This is a genomic window from Nitrospira calida (assembly GCF_976986435.1).
Genome location: NZ_OZ335950.1, coordinates 2,418,763 through 2,431,043, shown reverse-complemented (window position 1 = coordinate 2,431,043; position 12,281 = coordinate 2,418,763). Strand labels below are relative to the sequence as shown.

Here is a 12,281-nt window from a genome sequence, read left to right as displayed (position 1 = left end):
TTTGACGGGTGACGGTATTTGAGGAATGGCTCAGACAACGTGTCAGCGCTGCGGCGGTCAGTATGTCTATCATTGCTGCGACGGGCCCGTGAGCATGCCCTGTCCCCATTGCGGCTTTGATGAAGCGCACGAGGATTGTGCACCGACGACCGATCAGTCCCCGCCTTTCAATATGTCCTCGTCGTCATCGTGACCGTCCTCCTCGTCTTCCGCCTTCAGTCCGAGTCCGCGCCGAAACGCGGCGCGAAGTTCCAGGATCTGCTCCAGGTCGAGCAGGTCCTCGGCGGAGCGGCACTCCGCGTTCTGGATGAATCGCTCGCAGAGGTCAAGGCCGGTTTTGAAGTGCAAGGGAATGGTTTCTTCCGTTACCTGCTGCCAGGTGATGTAGATGCAGAACGCTTGAAAGGCTTTCGCCTCCGGATGGCGGGTCCCGATGCGCTGCAACGTCCAGTAGGCCTCCGTAGCGGCTACGCCGGTGGTGGAGGAGAACCGCGCCTCGGCCCGCTTGGCCTCCTCCCGATCGCTCTCCAGTTCACCGGCTACTTTGGCCCGCGTAAAGGCGCGTTGCGCGGCAATCGCTGGATCGAATCGCATAAGCCCCCTGCCCGGTGACGGCGGAAGCATACTGGGCCATTTCGTGCGACGTCAATCGTGGCGCGACTTGCGCGTTTACTTTCCGCGAGTGACCTGGTTAGACTGAAGTGATTTTGGAACGTCGGACGCTATTTCGCACGATGGAAGCCTCCAAGCTGGGATCGGTTGCTGTCGATCCGATCGAACATGTTATTCACTACCATCAGGCGACCAAGCATCATTTTTCCCGCTATGCCCGCTCGTTGGGCTACCTGGACTGGGCCAACCAGCCCGATCCCTTCCGACGCTTTCAGGGCGCGCCACTGATGCCGCTGCCCATTCTGCAACCGGAGGAAGAACCGCTGAGTCCTCCTTACGAGGCGCTTTACCGTCACGGCGCCGTGGAGAGCTGGCCATTGTCGATCCGCACGCTCTCACGGTTTTTAGAGTATGCGCTGGCGCTCTCGGCGTGGAAGCAGGCGGGGGACGTGCGCTGGGCGCTGCGCAGCAATCCTTCGAGCGGCAACCTGCATCCGACGGAGGGCTACCTCCTCTTACCTGCCGTATCGGGCTTGGCGGCGATGCCGGCTCTCTACCACTATGCGCCGAAAGAACACGGACTGGAGCTGCGGGCGGTCTGTCCGGACGGGACGTTCGAGCGGCTGATGGCACCGTTTCCGCCTCATGCCTTCCTGTTCGGCCTGACCTCGGTCTTCTGGCGGGAGGCATGGAAATACGGGGAACGGGCTTTTCGCTACTGCCAGCACGATGCGGGGCATGCGATCGGCACGGCGCGCCTCGCCGCGGCGTCGCTGGGCTGGCGGATGGCACTGTTGGACGGCCTGTCGAGCGATCTGCTGGCGGAGCTGTTCGGCGTCAATCGAGCGGAGGACTTTCGCGACGCGGAGCGCGAACATCCGGAATGCGCGGCGGTGGTCTGGTCCGATCATGCGGTCAGGGGTCAGGAATCGGGAGCAGGAGAGAACCGAATCGAGATTCCGATGTTCCTTGATGCGGCGGCGGTGAAAGCCTTGGCTGCCGGGCAGTGGTATGGGAAAGCCAACCGATTGAGCCGGGAGCATGCGGTCCATTGGGACATCATCGACGAGGTGGCCGAAGCGTCGTGGAAAACGCAGACGGATCAATGTACCGTTCCGTTACGCAATTCATCTGTGCCGGCAACCCCTGACCCCTTATCCTCCACCGCTCGCAGTCCCTCTGCGGGCCAATTGATTCGGCGGCGACGCAGCGCCGTCGCGTTCGACGGCAAGACCTCCATCTCGGCCGCCGCGTTCTTCAACATGCTGCGCCGCGTCATGCCGCATGCCGACCTTCCACAACCGGATCGTCCCGTGCCTTGGGATGTGTGGCCGTGGGCGCCGGCCGTGCATTTGGCTCTGTTCGTTCATCGGGTCGATGGGCTGGAGCCGGGACTGTATGTGCTGGTGCGCGATCCGCAACAACTGCCGGCGTTGCAGCGCGCGATGAATCCGGAATTCGGCTGGGCGCCGGCGCCGGGGAGTCCTGCCGACCTGCCGTTCTTTTGGTTACTGGAAGGCGACGCGCGGCGCGTGGCGACGCAAGTGAGTTGTCATCAGGATATCGCGGGAGACAGTGCGTTTTCGCTCGGCATGATCGCCGAGTTCGAGAGCAACCTCCGCCGGCACGGCTCTTGGTTCTATCCGCGGTTGTTCTGGGAATGCGGTCTGCTGGGACAGGTGCTTTATCTGGAAGCGGAAGCGGCCGGCGTGCGGGCGACCGGCATCGGATGTTTCTTCGACGATCCCATGCATGAGCTCCTGGGTATCAACGACTTAAGTTTTCAATCGTTGTATCACTTCACCGTCGGTGGGCCGGTGGATGATCCGCGACTACTGACGTTGCCGCCGTACGGGGAGAGACGATAGGCGCTGGGCAATTGCCCAGCGCCTATCGCCGGACTGAAAGCGCATGTTCAAGATCAAGAAAAAAGCTCCGTCCCAATCGAAAAAGCAGCCGATTCTGTACAACATCATCGAAGACTATACGGAATTCGATGCGCCGGGGAACGTGACTCTCTGTGCCATGACCGAGCCGGAGGATCTCGCTGCCCACGCCCGCGTCCTGGCCGAGAGTTATGACATCCCGCTGGATGTGATGACGCGGTTGCTGACGGAAGGCGGCGTGTATGCCTATCCCCAGACAGGCCCGCTCGTCACGCGAGGCCTGTTCGTCTGCCGGATCGATCCGGCGGGCGTCGCGCCCAAGCAAACCTGGGTGCTGGATCTGGTGCAGTACGCCGAGGCGGAGCAACTCGTCCGGTCCTACGGGCTGCCGCTTGAGGAAGCCGCGACTCGTGTCTTCTATCGCACGTTGCCGCCCGAGTTGCGAGAGCGGTTGGAACAGAAGAATCTGGGGCTTGCGGACAGCGAGTTGGATCGCGCCGTGGCGCGGGGCGGCCGCATCACCTACATCGACTTTCGCAAGGATTGGTCTCCGCATTTCAAGCGCTTGTGCATCATGCCGGACGGGCGGCTGGTGGAAACCGGCGGCCTCGGCGAGTTTGCCGCGCTGCACGGCGTCACGGTGGAGCAGGCCAGGACCCTTGTCGAGCAGGGTGGGATCTTGGAGGTGAACGGGGAGGTGCTGGCCTGCCAGATCGTCAACGGGCAACCGGCTGTGGCTCGGTTCAATCGGGCGCAATATGCCAAGGCCAAGGAGTTGGTGTTGAACAAAGGGCTGCATATCATGGATGCCCTGAGCGAGGTCGGCCTGAGCGATCCGGCGATGATGCGGGCTCTCAAGCGGCTCGAGCAGAAGATATAGTCGGATGATGGTGAGTCACCAGGCTGAGCGAAGTCCGCGGCGCTTCGCGCTGCACGGGTTGCGCATCACGGCCGTCGCATGCTGTTGCGCGATGGCAGGCTGTTCGAGCCCCAAGCCCATCTTGTACCCCAACGCGCATTATCGCGAAGTGGGGCCGGTAGCGGCTGAGCGAGACATCGAAGCCTGTCAGGAGTTGGCCAAGGAGGCCGGCGCCACGCCGAGTCGGGGCAAGGCCGGCCAGGTGGCGGGGAGCACGGTCGCTGGGGCTGGCATCGGCGCCGCGAGCGGCGCGGTGGGCGGCGCGGTGGTGGGGGCGGCCGGACGGGGATCGGCGATCGGCGCGGCCGGCGGCGCGACCGCCGGGTTGTTGCGAGGACTGTTCAGGCGATCGCCGCCCAGCCAAGCGTATATCGGATTTGTCAACCGTTGTTTGAAGGAACGCGGCTACGATCCAGTGGGATGGGAGTAGCGATGGCCGGCTGCAGCGGGTGATCGGCGCGGCTATTCGGGCGAAGCCGGCGTGAAGCCAGAGACGCGCCGATCGCCGCCCCGAGCGCATTGCCGCAGACGTCGGTGACCGACGGGAAGTGGTTGTGACTGAAGACCTGATAGCACTCGATTCCCAGGGAAAGCCCGAGGGCCACGAGCACGGTTGTCACGAACCGGCTCCGTGTCGCGCCGTTCATCGCTTCGCTTGCCAGATAGCCGAACGGGATGAACAAAACGATATTGGCGCCGATGTCAAACAGGACACCGGGAGAAGGTCGGCTCAACTCGGAGAAAGGAATCCACCGCACCGTACTCCAATGCGCGTGGCCCTTGAAGTCCGACCATGGAAACGTCGTGACCACAAGGATGGTCACCAGCCACCCTGCCAACAGCATCCACCACATCATTCCGGTCTACCGCACAACTTTCTTCCCAGCAAGGGTGTTAGCAGGATCCGTTCGAGGCTGAAAGCCGGCGCGGCGAAGCAAGTCAGCTCTCCAGCATTTCTTTCACCGCCGCCATTATTTCGTTGAGATCGAAGGGCTTCTCGAAGGTCCGGCGCGCGCCGAAGAGCTTGGCGACGTCCAGAAAATTCCGGTCGCCCTGTGCCCCGGTGATGGCGATAACCTTGGCGTCCACATATTCGCGGGTGAGTTGCAGGGTGGCCTCCAGGCCGTCCGTATCCGGCATTAGGATATCCATAATGACCAAATCGACCGGCGTGCGCTGATAGACCGCTAACCCTTCCCGTCCGTCTCGGGCTTCCAGCACCTGATGACCGGCCTTTTCCAGGACTCCGCGCAACAGGGTCCGGATCGATTCTTCGTCATCGATGACTAGGATGGTGGCCATCGGTCCCTCGCTCTACCGACTTGCCCGGGACGTGGCGCGCCCGGAGGGACTTGAACCCCCAACCCTCAGATCCGTAGTCTGATGCTCTATCCATTGAGCTACGGGCGCGAGCTTCGTGCAACAATTCTGAATGCTGAGTGATGAGTTCATGGGTCGCCGACCGGCGGGTTCGAATGCGCCCGATCGGTGGTTCGGGCTTCAGCGGCCCTTATACAGGTCCCTGCGTAGATCGGTCAAGTCGGCGCCACGAGAAATTCTGGTCCGCGGAATCAGAGCGGAATAGGGTAGCCCGTGGTACCAGGGTTGTCCAAGGTTGGAAAATAGCGGGCAGGGCTTGCGAATGTGGCCACCCGCCCTTGGCGTCTGCGTTTCATTGACCCGTTGGCGGATGGCGATCGAAATCGGAAAAGCGGAGACTGCCTGCTCCGGTCTAGTAGATGCTCTTGCTGACCTCGTTGGAGTAGAGACTTTCATTGCCGGCGGTATCATACGCCGTTACCGCGAAGTAGTAAGTGGTGCCGATCTCTAGTCCGGTCGCCACGTAACTGGTGATGTTTCCCTGAAGCGTGGCGATCGGCGCTCCGTACGTTTCCGGCGAAGTTCCACGGTAGACCTTGTATCCCGCCAGATCGCCCTCTGTGTTAGCGTTCCATGTCAACGTGGCCGATGATGTCGCGGAAGAAGTGGAGGTTGGGGAGGCGACAGTGAGCGTCACAGGGATGAGCTGCGGCGTGTTCGTCGCGCCCGCGGCAGCGACCGAGACGGTCGCGGTATAGGTCCCGGCGGTCAGGCCGGCGAGATTGACCGCGGCGGTGGTCAACCCGCTGTTGATGCCGGAGGTTGGGCTGAGGCTCAGCCAGGCGGCGTTGTCGCTCACGCTCCAACTGAGGGTGCCGCCGCCGGTGTTTGCAATGCTCAGGGTCTTGGCGGTGGGGTTCACGCCGCCGGCTGTACCGGAGAATGAGAGGCTGATAGGGTTAACCCCGATCGTCGGGCTTGCGCCCCCGGAGGTCACCGTCAACGCCACGGACACATGGTTCGTGGAAATGCGCCCATCGCGTTGGGTCACGGCGATGGTGACTCGTCCGGCGTAAGAACCGGCGGTCAACCCGGTTGTGTTGACGCTGACGAGCAGGGTATCGGTTTCCGTCGCCAGCGTGCCCGAGGACGGAGCCGCACTGAGCCACGCTGCCGATGTGCTGATGCTCCAGCTCTTTTCTCGTCTGTTCTTTTTGTAAAAGGTCACGGACTGCGGAGCCGGGTTCGCCCCTCCCTGGATGCCGCTGAAGCTGAGGCTGGTTGGGTTAACGACCAGGGCGAAGGTTTCGGTCGAAATCAGTCCGAACGCGGCGTTCATCAGGCAGAGCGCTCCAAAGAACCTCGCGTTCCGCTTCAAGAATCCGGTCCTTGAGAACCACTTCAAGTTCAAGGATAGGAAAGATACGGCAAGCATAAAGATCCTCCCTGCAGGTCGTGGGCGTATCCGGACTCCGCACGGCCTTTGCGACGACGAGACAGCGCGACACGGTCCGGCGGCGTCTTCTTTGGATCAAAGATGCAAAACCTAAGCGCGTGAATGGCAGGTCAAGAATTGTGGATGCGGACCGGACGGCCAGGGTTCATAAGCGGTTGACTGACCGATTGAAATCAAATTCCGGCGTTTTCGTGAAGATGGAGCGGCCTTCGGGGGGACTCGGCTTGTCGGATGAAGCCTGCAGTGACCGGTGAAGGGAGTGCGGGTTGATGAGTTTTGACGTTCCAGCCTTGTTCTAGATGGTTCTGGAGCGACGACCGGGACCACCCGGTTTTGTTGTCTGCGCGAGTGTAGGGAATGGCCGACTGTACGTTCCGGCGCATGGGTGCATGCCCGGGGAGACAGTCTGTGCAATCCGCTAAATCTGTACGCAGAATGGACCACCTGGTGTACCATCTTCATGGTCCTGCGCATCGGTGGGGGGCGGCTATGACGAATGACGAAGCGGGAAACGGAGCGGTCGTGGCTGAGCGTGAGGTGACGGAGCCGCTGTCATTCGCGGCCAAGACCGGTTTCAGGAATGCGAGGCATACGCATGCGGCAGGTCTGATGCTTCTGATTGCGGGAGCCCTCTTGGCGGCTTTGGTCGGCACCTGGCTTGTCTGGTTCTCTGCCTATATGCAGCGGACCATGGCGGAAGAGGAGATTCGGGGGGCCTGTCGGCGGGTCATGCCGGAGACCGCGGACCGCTGCTTCGACACGGTAATCATTCAGCGGGGCGGCGCGCGCCGATGAGCCGAAAAGAAGAGATTTGCCACCGGCCGGCCTGCGTTCAATTCTGCCGAGTTCTGGCGTGGGGCGCTGTGGGGTTGACTGTTTGGGCGGTAGGATCCGCTGAAGCCGCCGAGGTCTTTCAACGCTCCACGGTCAGCGTCGAGGTGGGGCTTGCCGGTTGGCTGACGCAGGGCGAGACCACCTGGAGCCACAACGCGTCGAGACCGGGTTCGCCCTTGGGGAATCCGACCTCAAGGCTCGAGTACAAAGATGTCGGCACGAACGTGATTGAACTGTCCGGCAAGGTGAAATTTGCCCAGCGGTGGTTCGTGCGGGCAAACTATGGGACCGCTGCGATCGGAGGCGGACGTCTCACCGACGACGATTTCCTGGCGGCGGACGGGGGGACCCCTTCGCTGCGGACGTTCAGCGATCTAAAGGGAGACAACATCTGGTATGTGAATGGGGATCTCGGATTCACGGTGCTGAATTATCCTGGCCATCGCGGAATGCTCGATCTGGTCATCGGCTATCAGTATCGGAGGGAGAAGCACATCGCGAGCGGGGTGACACAGGTCATATGTACCCCGGCAGGCGCGACAACAGATTTGGATCCTACACCGGGATTGCAACCCCTCTGTAATCCCGGGGCCGCTGCCGTCAGCGGAATGACCGTCATCACCAACACCCAGACCTGGAGTTCGCTCAAGCTTGGCGTGGAGACCGAATATCGGATTACAAGACGGTTGAGCGTGGAAGGCAAAGCAGCCTTCCTTCCGTTTACCTCGCTGAGCAATAAGGACATCCATCACCTCAGGACCGATCTTCAACAGAACCCCAGCTTTGAAATGACCGGCACCGGCATCGGCGCCAACTTGGAAGGCGATGTGTGCTACATGGTGCTAAAGGGACTCTTTCTCAAAGTCGGCTATCGCTATTGGTGGAATCGGATGAGTGACGGCACCTGGAAAAATTTTCCGGTCGGCGCTCCTTCCGAGACATTCAACCTGAACGAGTTCGAAAATATCCGCCAGGGCCTGACGTTCGGCGCGACCTATGTGTTTTAGCGACCGTGTTAGCGGGACCGCGGAGGGAGGGTTTCGTCTTCGTAGTGGACGAAGAGCCGTTTGGCTTCCGGGTGCAGTGCACCAGGATGACCGTAGGGAATGCTGACGGTCCGAAACAGCGGGACCAGCTTCCCGTTCGGGTGGAGATACCCGGCGCGCAGCGGCACGGACCGTTTCGCGTGCTTGACCAAGTGGCAGGGGGTCGGCCGGATCGAGGTCAGCCAATCGGCGATGTCCTGCGGATTGCCGATGGAGGCTGAAAGCAGCAGCAACCGGGCCTGCGAGGGGCAGAAAATGATCGTTTCTTCCCACACCACCCCGCGTTCCGGATCGGCCAGGTATTGCGATTCGTCCATGATGACCAAGCCCAACGTATCCAGCCGCACGTCGATTTCGCCGCCTGCCGCATCGTAGAGCAGATTCCGCAAAATCTCCGTCGTCATGATCAACAGCGGGGCCTGGGCGTTGTCCCGCCGGTCTCCGGTCAGAATGCCGACCTTGTCCGCGCCGAAGAGGCGCGAGAATTCCGTGAATTTGGTGTTCGACAGGGCTTTCAGCGGAGAGGTATAGATCACCGTTCGATTGTCCTCCATCGCCCGCCGCGCCGCCTCGATCGCCACATACGTTTTGCCGCTTCCGGTCGGCACGCTCACGATCACGTCCGTTTCGGCCAGGCGAGCCAACGCTTCTTCCTGCCAGGCGTCAGGGACGAACGGCTTCGGCTCGGGCACGCCGAGCCCTTCCAGCCACGCACCAAGACTGCAGGCCGGCTCCGATGATTCCAGTTCGGGCGGTCTGAGACGGCCTTTCCCGGATTGCGCTGGCGGACGATCGGGCTGGCGACCAGGTTTTGCAATGCGCGGGTGCTCCGCGCGCCGCGCCTCGGACAGCGCCCGACGGCCAGCCCGTTCCTGGATCAAGGTCTGAAGGTCCGACTCGAGTCCCGCTCGGTTTTCAGTAGAGTGCCGCAGGAGCAGCTCGACCAGGCGCCGTTTGCCCAGCCGGAAGTGGCGATGGACTCGTCCCCGCGCCAGGCGGTGCAACAGGGCGACAGGCTGCGCGGCCAACAATTGTTCCAGTTCGTCGGTAGTCATCTCCGCCTTTATCCCGTGATCCGTGTGTTCTGCCCCTTCCCTCTCCAGCTCACGGCAGCTCCTCCAGCACGCCGCGGCGCAACACCGCGATTGCCCGGTCGGCGGTCTCGGCTAGACCGGGGTGCGTGGTCTTTAACGCGTGGAGTTGCGACAGATATTCCAGCGTGCGCGCCAACAGGCGGTAGATATCTCCCTCCGCCATCGTCGTCAGTTTGCAGAGGCCGATCCAGGTGAGGGTCGGATCGCCGACCCATTTTTCCGTCAACGCCGCCACGTCGGCTCGGAGCAGCGGCGGGTCTTCGTGCGGAGCCAGCGCCTCCGCGAGCCTCCGGACTTGCCACAGCAACGACGAGAGGCCGGGGCTCGGGCGCGGGAATGCACCTGGGCGGTCGTCGTCGTGCGCGATACTGGCCATAACTCCGGCCAGGAGCTGCGGCTCGATCCCCGAAAACGCTTCGGCGCGGATCAATTCGGTGATCAGAAGCGAGTGGTCGATGCGGATCAATCTGGCCCATTCGCCGTCTTCGGTGAGATGCGCGGTCGAGGTGAGATATCCGAACTGCTGGAGCACTTCGACTTTGGCCTGGAACCGGTGCCATAGGCTGGTGCGCAGCGCCTGGATGGCTTTCGTGTGACGCTGGATCTCCTGCCGGAGCTTGAGCGCCGTCGCGTGGTCCTTTTGACAGGCTGGACGCGACGGACAGGTCGGACAAGGGAAATCGTCGAGGGTCTGGGCTATGGCGCTTTCCGGGATCGATTCCTGTTCGTCCTGGACAAGGATGGGTAGGACTGGAATGCGGGCCGGCAGTTCCGCCAATTCCCGAGACAGGTCGTCGAGGCTCTTCGGGGTGCACCAGGGGTACATTGGCGCCTCCTCGAACTCGAACACCCGATCGAGGATTTGGGTGATGATGCCGACCGGACATTCCGTGATGGCCCCGCCTGGCCGCAGCACGGTGACCATCGGGCTGCGCTGGCCGCGGCTGCGATATTGGCGTAGCACGACGCCCCGTCCCTTTGGCAATCCGACGACCCGACCCGGCGTAAGAAAGTGCAGGCGGGCGGTCACTTCCGGCGGTTCCTTGCGACGGATGTGGGCGCGGTGCGCTTTCTGCTTGCGGGCGTGATCAAAGATCTGCCATTGAGTGATCCAGTCAGTGCAGACGCGGGGACCGTAAGGCTTCATCTGTTCATGGAGGAGGTCCAGCTTCCGTTCCAAGGTCTCGGCACGCTGGTTGAGCTGAAACTGGGCAAAACTCTTGGCCAGGATGGGTTGGATCTGTTCCAGCGGGTGCGCTTTCAACAGGTTCAGGACCATTGGATAAGTGATCACGAACTGGCTGTCGATCGGTTCGGGTTGCCCGGTCAAGCCCTTCGTGATGACGCTCAGGTCGATGTACGGCGATGGGGTGACAATGGCGAAGCCGACCAAGTCTTTTCCGCGCCGGCCGGCCCGCCCGGCCAGTTGCTGCACCTCGCTGATGGTGAGGTCGGTGAAGTCCTTGGTCTTGCGGACGCTCGATTGGGTGAGCACGACGGTCCGTGCCGGAAAGTCCACCCCGGCCGCGAGCGTCGTCGTCGCGAACACCGCGTCCAGGCAGCCCTGCCGCATCAGCTCTTCCACGGCAATCTTCCAGGAGGGCAGATGTCCGGCATGGTGGGCGGCGACGCCGATCCGTTTGACCGTCTCCAACAACGGATGGTCCGCGATGCTGGGGAATTGGGCGATGACTTGATCGAGCACCGTCGCGATGGCTTGCTGTCGCGCCGGCGGAAGAATGGCCTGGTCTTGCTCGAACGCCTGCATGGCTTCGTCGCACGCGCGGCGGGAGGTCAGAAACACGATGGCGGGCGTCAGGCGCTTCTGGCGCAGAGCGGTGACGAGGTCAACCGGATGAATCGAAGGAGGCATGCAGTTTCATTCCTTTGGAGATGACTACGAGGCCGGATTCCGTGACGGTGAAACGGCGACGATCGGAGTCCAGATCGTAACCGATCTCGGTTTTCGGCGGGATGATCACATCCTTGTCGATGATGGCCCGCCGGATGCGGGCGTGCTCGCCAATCACCACGTTCTCCATGACGACCGATTCCCGGACGTCGGCGTGGTCCTGTACCCGCACGTTGGGAGAGAGGACGGAGTTCTGCACCCGTCCCCCTGAAATGATGCACCCGCCGCAGACAATCGAATCGAGCGCGACGCCCATTCGCCCGCCCTGGTAGTCCTGCGCGAAGACGAACTTGGCCGGCGGGTATTGACCCTGATAGGTCCGGATCGGCCATTCCTGGTCGTACAGGTTAAACAACGGGTCGACCGCGACCAGATCCATATTGGCTTCCCAATAGGCGTCCAGGGTGCCGATGTCGCGCCAATATTTCACGGCCTTCTTGTTCTCGTCCTGGAACTTGAAGGCGTAGACCCGGTTTTCCCGGATCATGCGGGGGATGATGTCCTTGCCGAAATCGTGCGCGCTGTTCTCCTTGGCGTCCTCGATCAACCGTTCGCGGATGATCGGCGCGCGAAAAAGATAGATGCCCATCGAGACGAAGGCGTGGGTCGGATCGTTGGGAATCGGCGCGGGGTTTTGGGGTTTCTCGTCGAAACGCAGAATCCGGTAGTTCTCATCCACCCCGATCACGCCGAAGCGGCTGGCCTCGGCGAGCGGAATCTCGATCGCCCCGACCACGGCGTCGGCCTGTTTGGCCAACAGGAAATTGTACATGTCTGCATAGTTCATCTTGTACACATGGTCGCCGGCCAGCACGAGGAGGAACTCCGGCTGTTCGTTGTCCAACAGGAAGAGATTCTGATAGACGGCGTCCGCCGTGCCCCTGTACCAGTCTTCGCTGATCCGCTGCTGCGGCGGGACCGAGGCGAGGTATTCGCCCAACTCGGCGTTGAGAATGTTCCAGCCGATGCGGATATGGCGGTCCAGCGAATGCGACTTGTATTGGATCAGCACCGCGATCCGCCGGAGGCCGGAGTTCAGGCAGTTGCTGAGCGTAAAGTCGATGATGCGATATTTTCCGCCGAAGGGAACCGCCGGTTTGGCTCGGTGCTCGGTCAGGGGATAGAGTCGCTCGCCTTTGCCCCCGGCGAGCACCATGGTCAGGATCTTCCGCATGGTGCTGGCATTGTAACAGGAGGGTGGC

At 61.9% G+C, this 12,281-nt stretch carries 12 protein-coding genes and 1 tRNA gene; 5 read left to right on the top strand and 8 right to left on the bottom strand.

Going from position 1 to position 12,281, the window contains the following annotated elements; genetic code table 11:
• Positions 1–153: 153 nt before the first annotated feature.
• Positions 154–594, bottom strand: coding sequence for a hypothetical protein (locus ACWHTU_RS11905; protein ID WP_447859582.1), 441 nt, complete (start codon positions 592–594; stop codon positions 154–156).
• 140 nt (positions 595–734) lie between these two features.
• Between ACWHTU_RS11905 and ACWHTU_RS11900 the strand changes: the two genes are divergently transcribed.
• From ACWHTU_RS11900 to ACWHTU_RS11890, 3 genes are all read left to right on the top strand, one after another.
• Positions 735–2,480: a SagB/ThcOx family dehydrogenase gene (locus tag ACWHTU_RS11900; protein ID WP_447859581.1), complete on the top strand. Its 1,746-nt coding sequence runs from the start codon at positions 735–737 to the stop codon at positions 2,478–2,480.
• A 43-nt stretch (positions 2,481–2,523) separates the two neighbouring features.
• On the top strand, positions 2,524–3,378 hold the full coding sequence (locus tag ACWHTU_RS11895; protein WP_447859580.1) for a hypothetical protein: 855 nt from the start codon (positions 2,524–2,526) through the stop codon (positions 3,376–3,378).
• A 91-nt stretch (positions 3,379–3,469) separates the two neighbouring features.
• The gene (locus ACWHTU_RS11890) at positions 3,470–3,847 is read left to right on the top strand and encodes a glycine zipper family protein (RefSeq protein WP_447863353.1); all 378 of its coding nucleotides are present in this window, start codon (positions 3,470–3,472) and stop codon (positions 3,845–3,847) included.
• On the opposite strand, the gene ACWHTU_RS11885 is transcribed toward ACWHTU_RS11890, so the two are convergent.
• The 4 genes from ACWHTU_RS11885 to ACWHTU_RS11870 all read right to left on the bottom strand — a co-directional run bounded on the left by ACWHTU_RS11885 (position 3,798) and on the right by ACWHTU_RS11870 (position 6,076).
• A complete protein-coding gene (locus ACWHTU_RS11885) occupies positions 3,798–4,274 on the bottom strand; it encodes a VanZ family protein (RefSeq protein ID WP_447859579.1) in 477 nt (158 codons plus the stop codon). The two genes, ACWHTU_RS11890 and ACWHTU_RS11885, sit on opposite strands and share 50 nt — an antisense overlap.
• Before the next feature lie 82 nt (positions 4,275–4,356).
• Positions 4,357–4,719, bottom strand: coding sequence for a response regulator (locus ACWHTU_RS11880; RefSeq protein ID WP_447859578.1), 363 nt, complete (start codon positions 4,717–4,719; stop codon positions 4,357–4,359).
• Between the two features lie 32 nt (positions 4,720–4,751).
• A tRNA-Arg gene (locus tag ACWHTU_RS11875) sits at positions 4,752–4,827 on the bottom strand.
• A 322-nt stretch (positions 4,828–5,149) separates the two neighbouring features.
• Positions 5,150–6,076 carry a BACON domain-containing protein gene (locus ACWHTU_RS11870; RefSeq protein ID WP_447859577.1) on the bottom strand — a complete coding sequence of 309 codons (927 nt, stop codon included), beginning with the start codon at positions 6,074–6,076 and terminating at the stop codon, positions 5,150–5,152.
• Between the two features lie 606 nt (positions 6,077–6,682).
• On the opposite strand from ACWHTU_RS11870, the gene ACWHTU_RS11865 reads away from it, so the two are divergent.
• A complete protein-coding gene (locus ACWHTU_RS11865) occupies positions 6,683–6,988 on the top strand; it encodes a hypothetical protein (protein WP_447859576.1) in 306 nt (101 codons plus the stop codon).
• Positions 6,985–8,034 carry a hypothetical protein gene (locus ACWHTU_RS11860; RefSeq protein ID WP_447859575.1) on the top strand — a complete coding sequence of 350 codons (1,050 nt, stop codon included), beginning with the start codon at positions 6,985–6,987 and terminating at the stop codon, positions 8,032–8,034. Before ACWHTU_RS11865 ends, ACWHTU_RS11860 begins: the two co-directional genes overlap by 4 nt.
• A gap of 8 nt (positions 8,035–8,042) precedes the next feature.
• Here ACWHTU_RS11860 and ACWHTU_RS11855 read toward each other — a convergent pair whose 3' ends face one another.
• The 3 genes from ACWHTU_RS11855 to glgC are packed head-to-tail and all read right to left on the bottom strand — an operon-like array spanning position 8,043 to position 12,253.
• Positions 8,043–9,128, bottom strand: a complete 1,086-nt coding sequence (locus ACWHTU_RS11855; RefSeq protein ID WP_447859574.1) for a DEAD/DEAH box helicase — start codon at positions 9,126–9,128, stop codon at positions 8,043–8,045.
• Positions 9,129–9,177: 49 nt separating this feature from the next.
• Positions 9,178–11,040 (bottom strand): helicase-related protein, encoded by a 1,863-nt coding sequence (locus ACWHTU_RS11850; protein WP_447859573.1) that lies wholly within the window; start codon positions 11,038–11,040, stop codon positions 9,178–9,180.
• Positions 11,015–12,253 carry a glucose-1-phosphate adenylyltransferase gene (gene glgC / locus ACWHTU_RS11845; protein WP_447859572.1) on the bottom strand — a complete coding sequence of 413 codons (1,239 nt, stop codon included), beginning with the start codon at positions 12,251–12,253 and terminating at the stop codon, positions 11,015–11,017. Before glgC ends, ACWHTU_RS11850 begins: the two co-directional genes overlap by 26 nt.
• Between the last annotated feature and the right edge of the window lie 28 nt (positions 12,254–12,281).

Coding starts and splice junctions, on each gene's coding strand:
- ACWHTU_RS11905 (WP_447859582.1), bottom strand. CDS start 594: ATGCGATTCGATCCAGCGATTGCCGCGCAACGCGCCTTTACGCGGGCC.
- ACWHTU_RS11900 (WP_447859581.1), top strand. CDS start 735: ATGGAAGCCTCCAAGCTGGGATCGGTTGCTGTCGATCCGATCGAACAT.
- ACWHTU_RS11895 (WP_447859580.1), top strand. CDS start 2,524: ATGTTCAAGATCAAGAAAAAAGCTCCGTCCCAATCGAAAAAGCAGCCG.
- ACWHTU_RS11890 (WP_447863353.1), top strand. CDS start 3,470: ATGGCAGGCTGTTCGAGCCCCAAGCCCATCTTGTACCCCAACGCGCAT.
- ACWHTU_RS11885 (WP_447859579.1), bottom strand. CDS start 4,274: ATGATGTGGTGGATGCTGTTGGCAGGGTGGCTGGTGACCATCCTTGTG.
- ACWHTU_RS11880 (WP_447859578.1), bottom strand. CDS start 4,719: ATGGCCACCATCCTAGTCATCGATGACGAAGAATCGATCCGGACCCTG.
- ACWHTU_RS11870 (WP_447859577.1), bottom strand. CDS start 6,076: ATGAACGCCGCGTTCGGACTGATTTCGACCGAAACCTTCGCCCTGGTC.
- ACWHTU_RS11865 (WP_447859576.1), top strand. CDS start 6,683: ATGACGAATGACGAAGCGGGAAACGGAGCGGTCGTGGCTGAGCGTGAG.
- ACWHTU_RS11860 (WP_447859575.1), top strand. CDS start 6,985: ATGAGCCGAAAAGAAGAGATTTGCCACCGGCCGGCCTGCGTTCAATTC.
- ACWHTU_RS11855 (WP_447859574.1), bottom strand. CDS start 9,128: ATGACTACCGACGAACTGGAACAATTGTTGGCCGCGCAGCCTGTCGCC.
- ACWHTU_RS11850 (WP_447859573.1), bottom strand. CDS start 11,040: ATGCCTCCTTCGATTCATCCGGTTGACCTCGTCACCGCTCTGCGCCAG.
- glgC (WP_447859572.1), bottom strand. CDS start 12,253: ATGCGGAAGATCCTGACCATGGTGCTCGCCGGGGGCAAAGGCGAGCGA.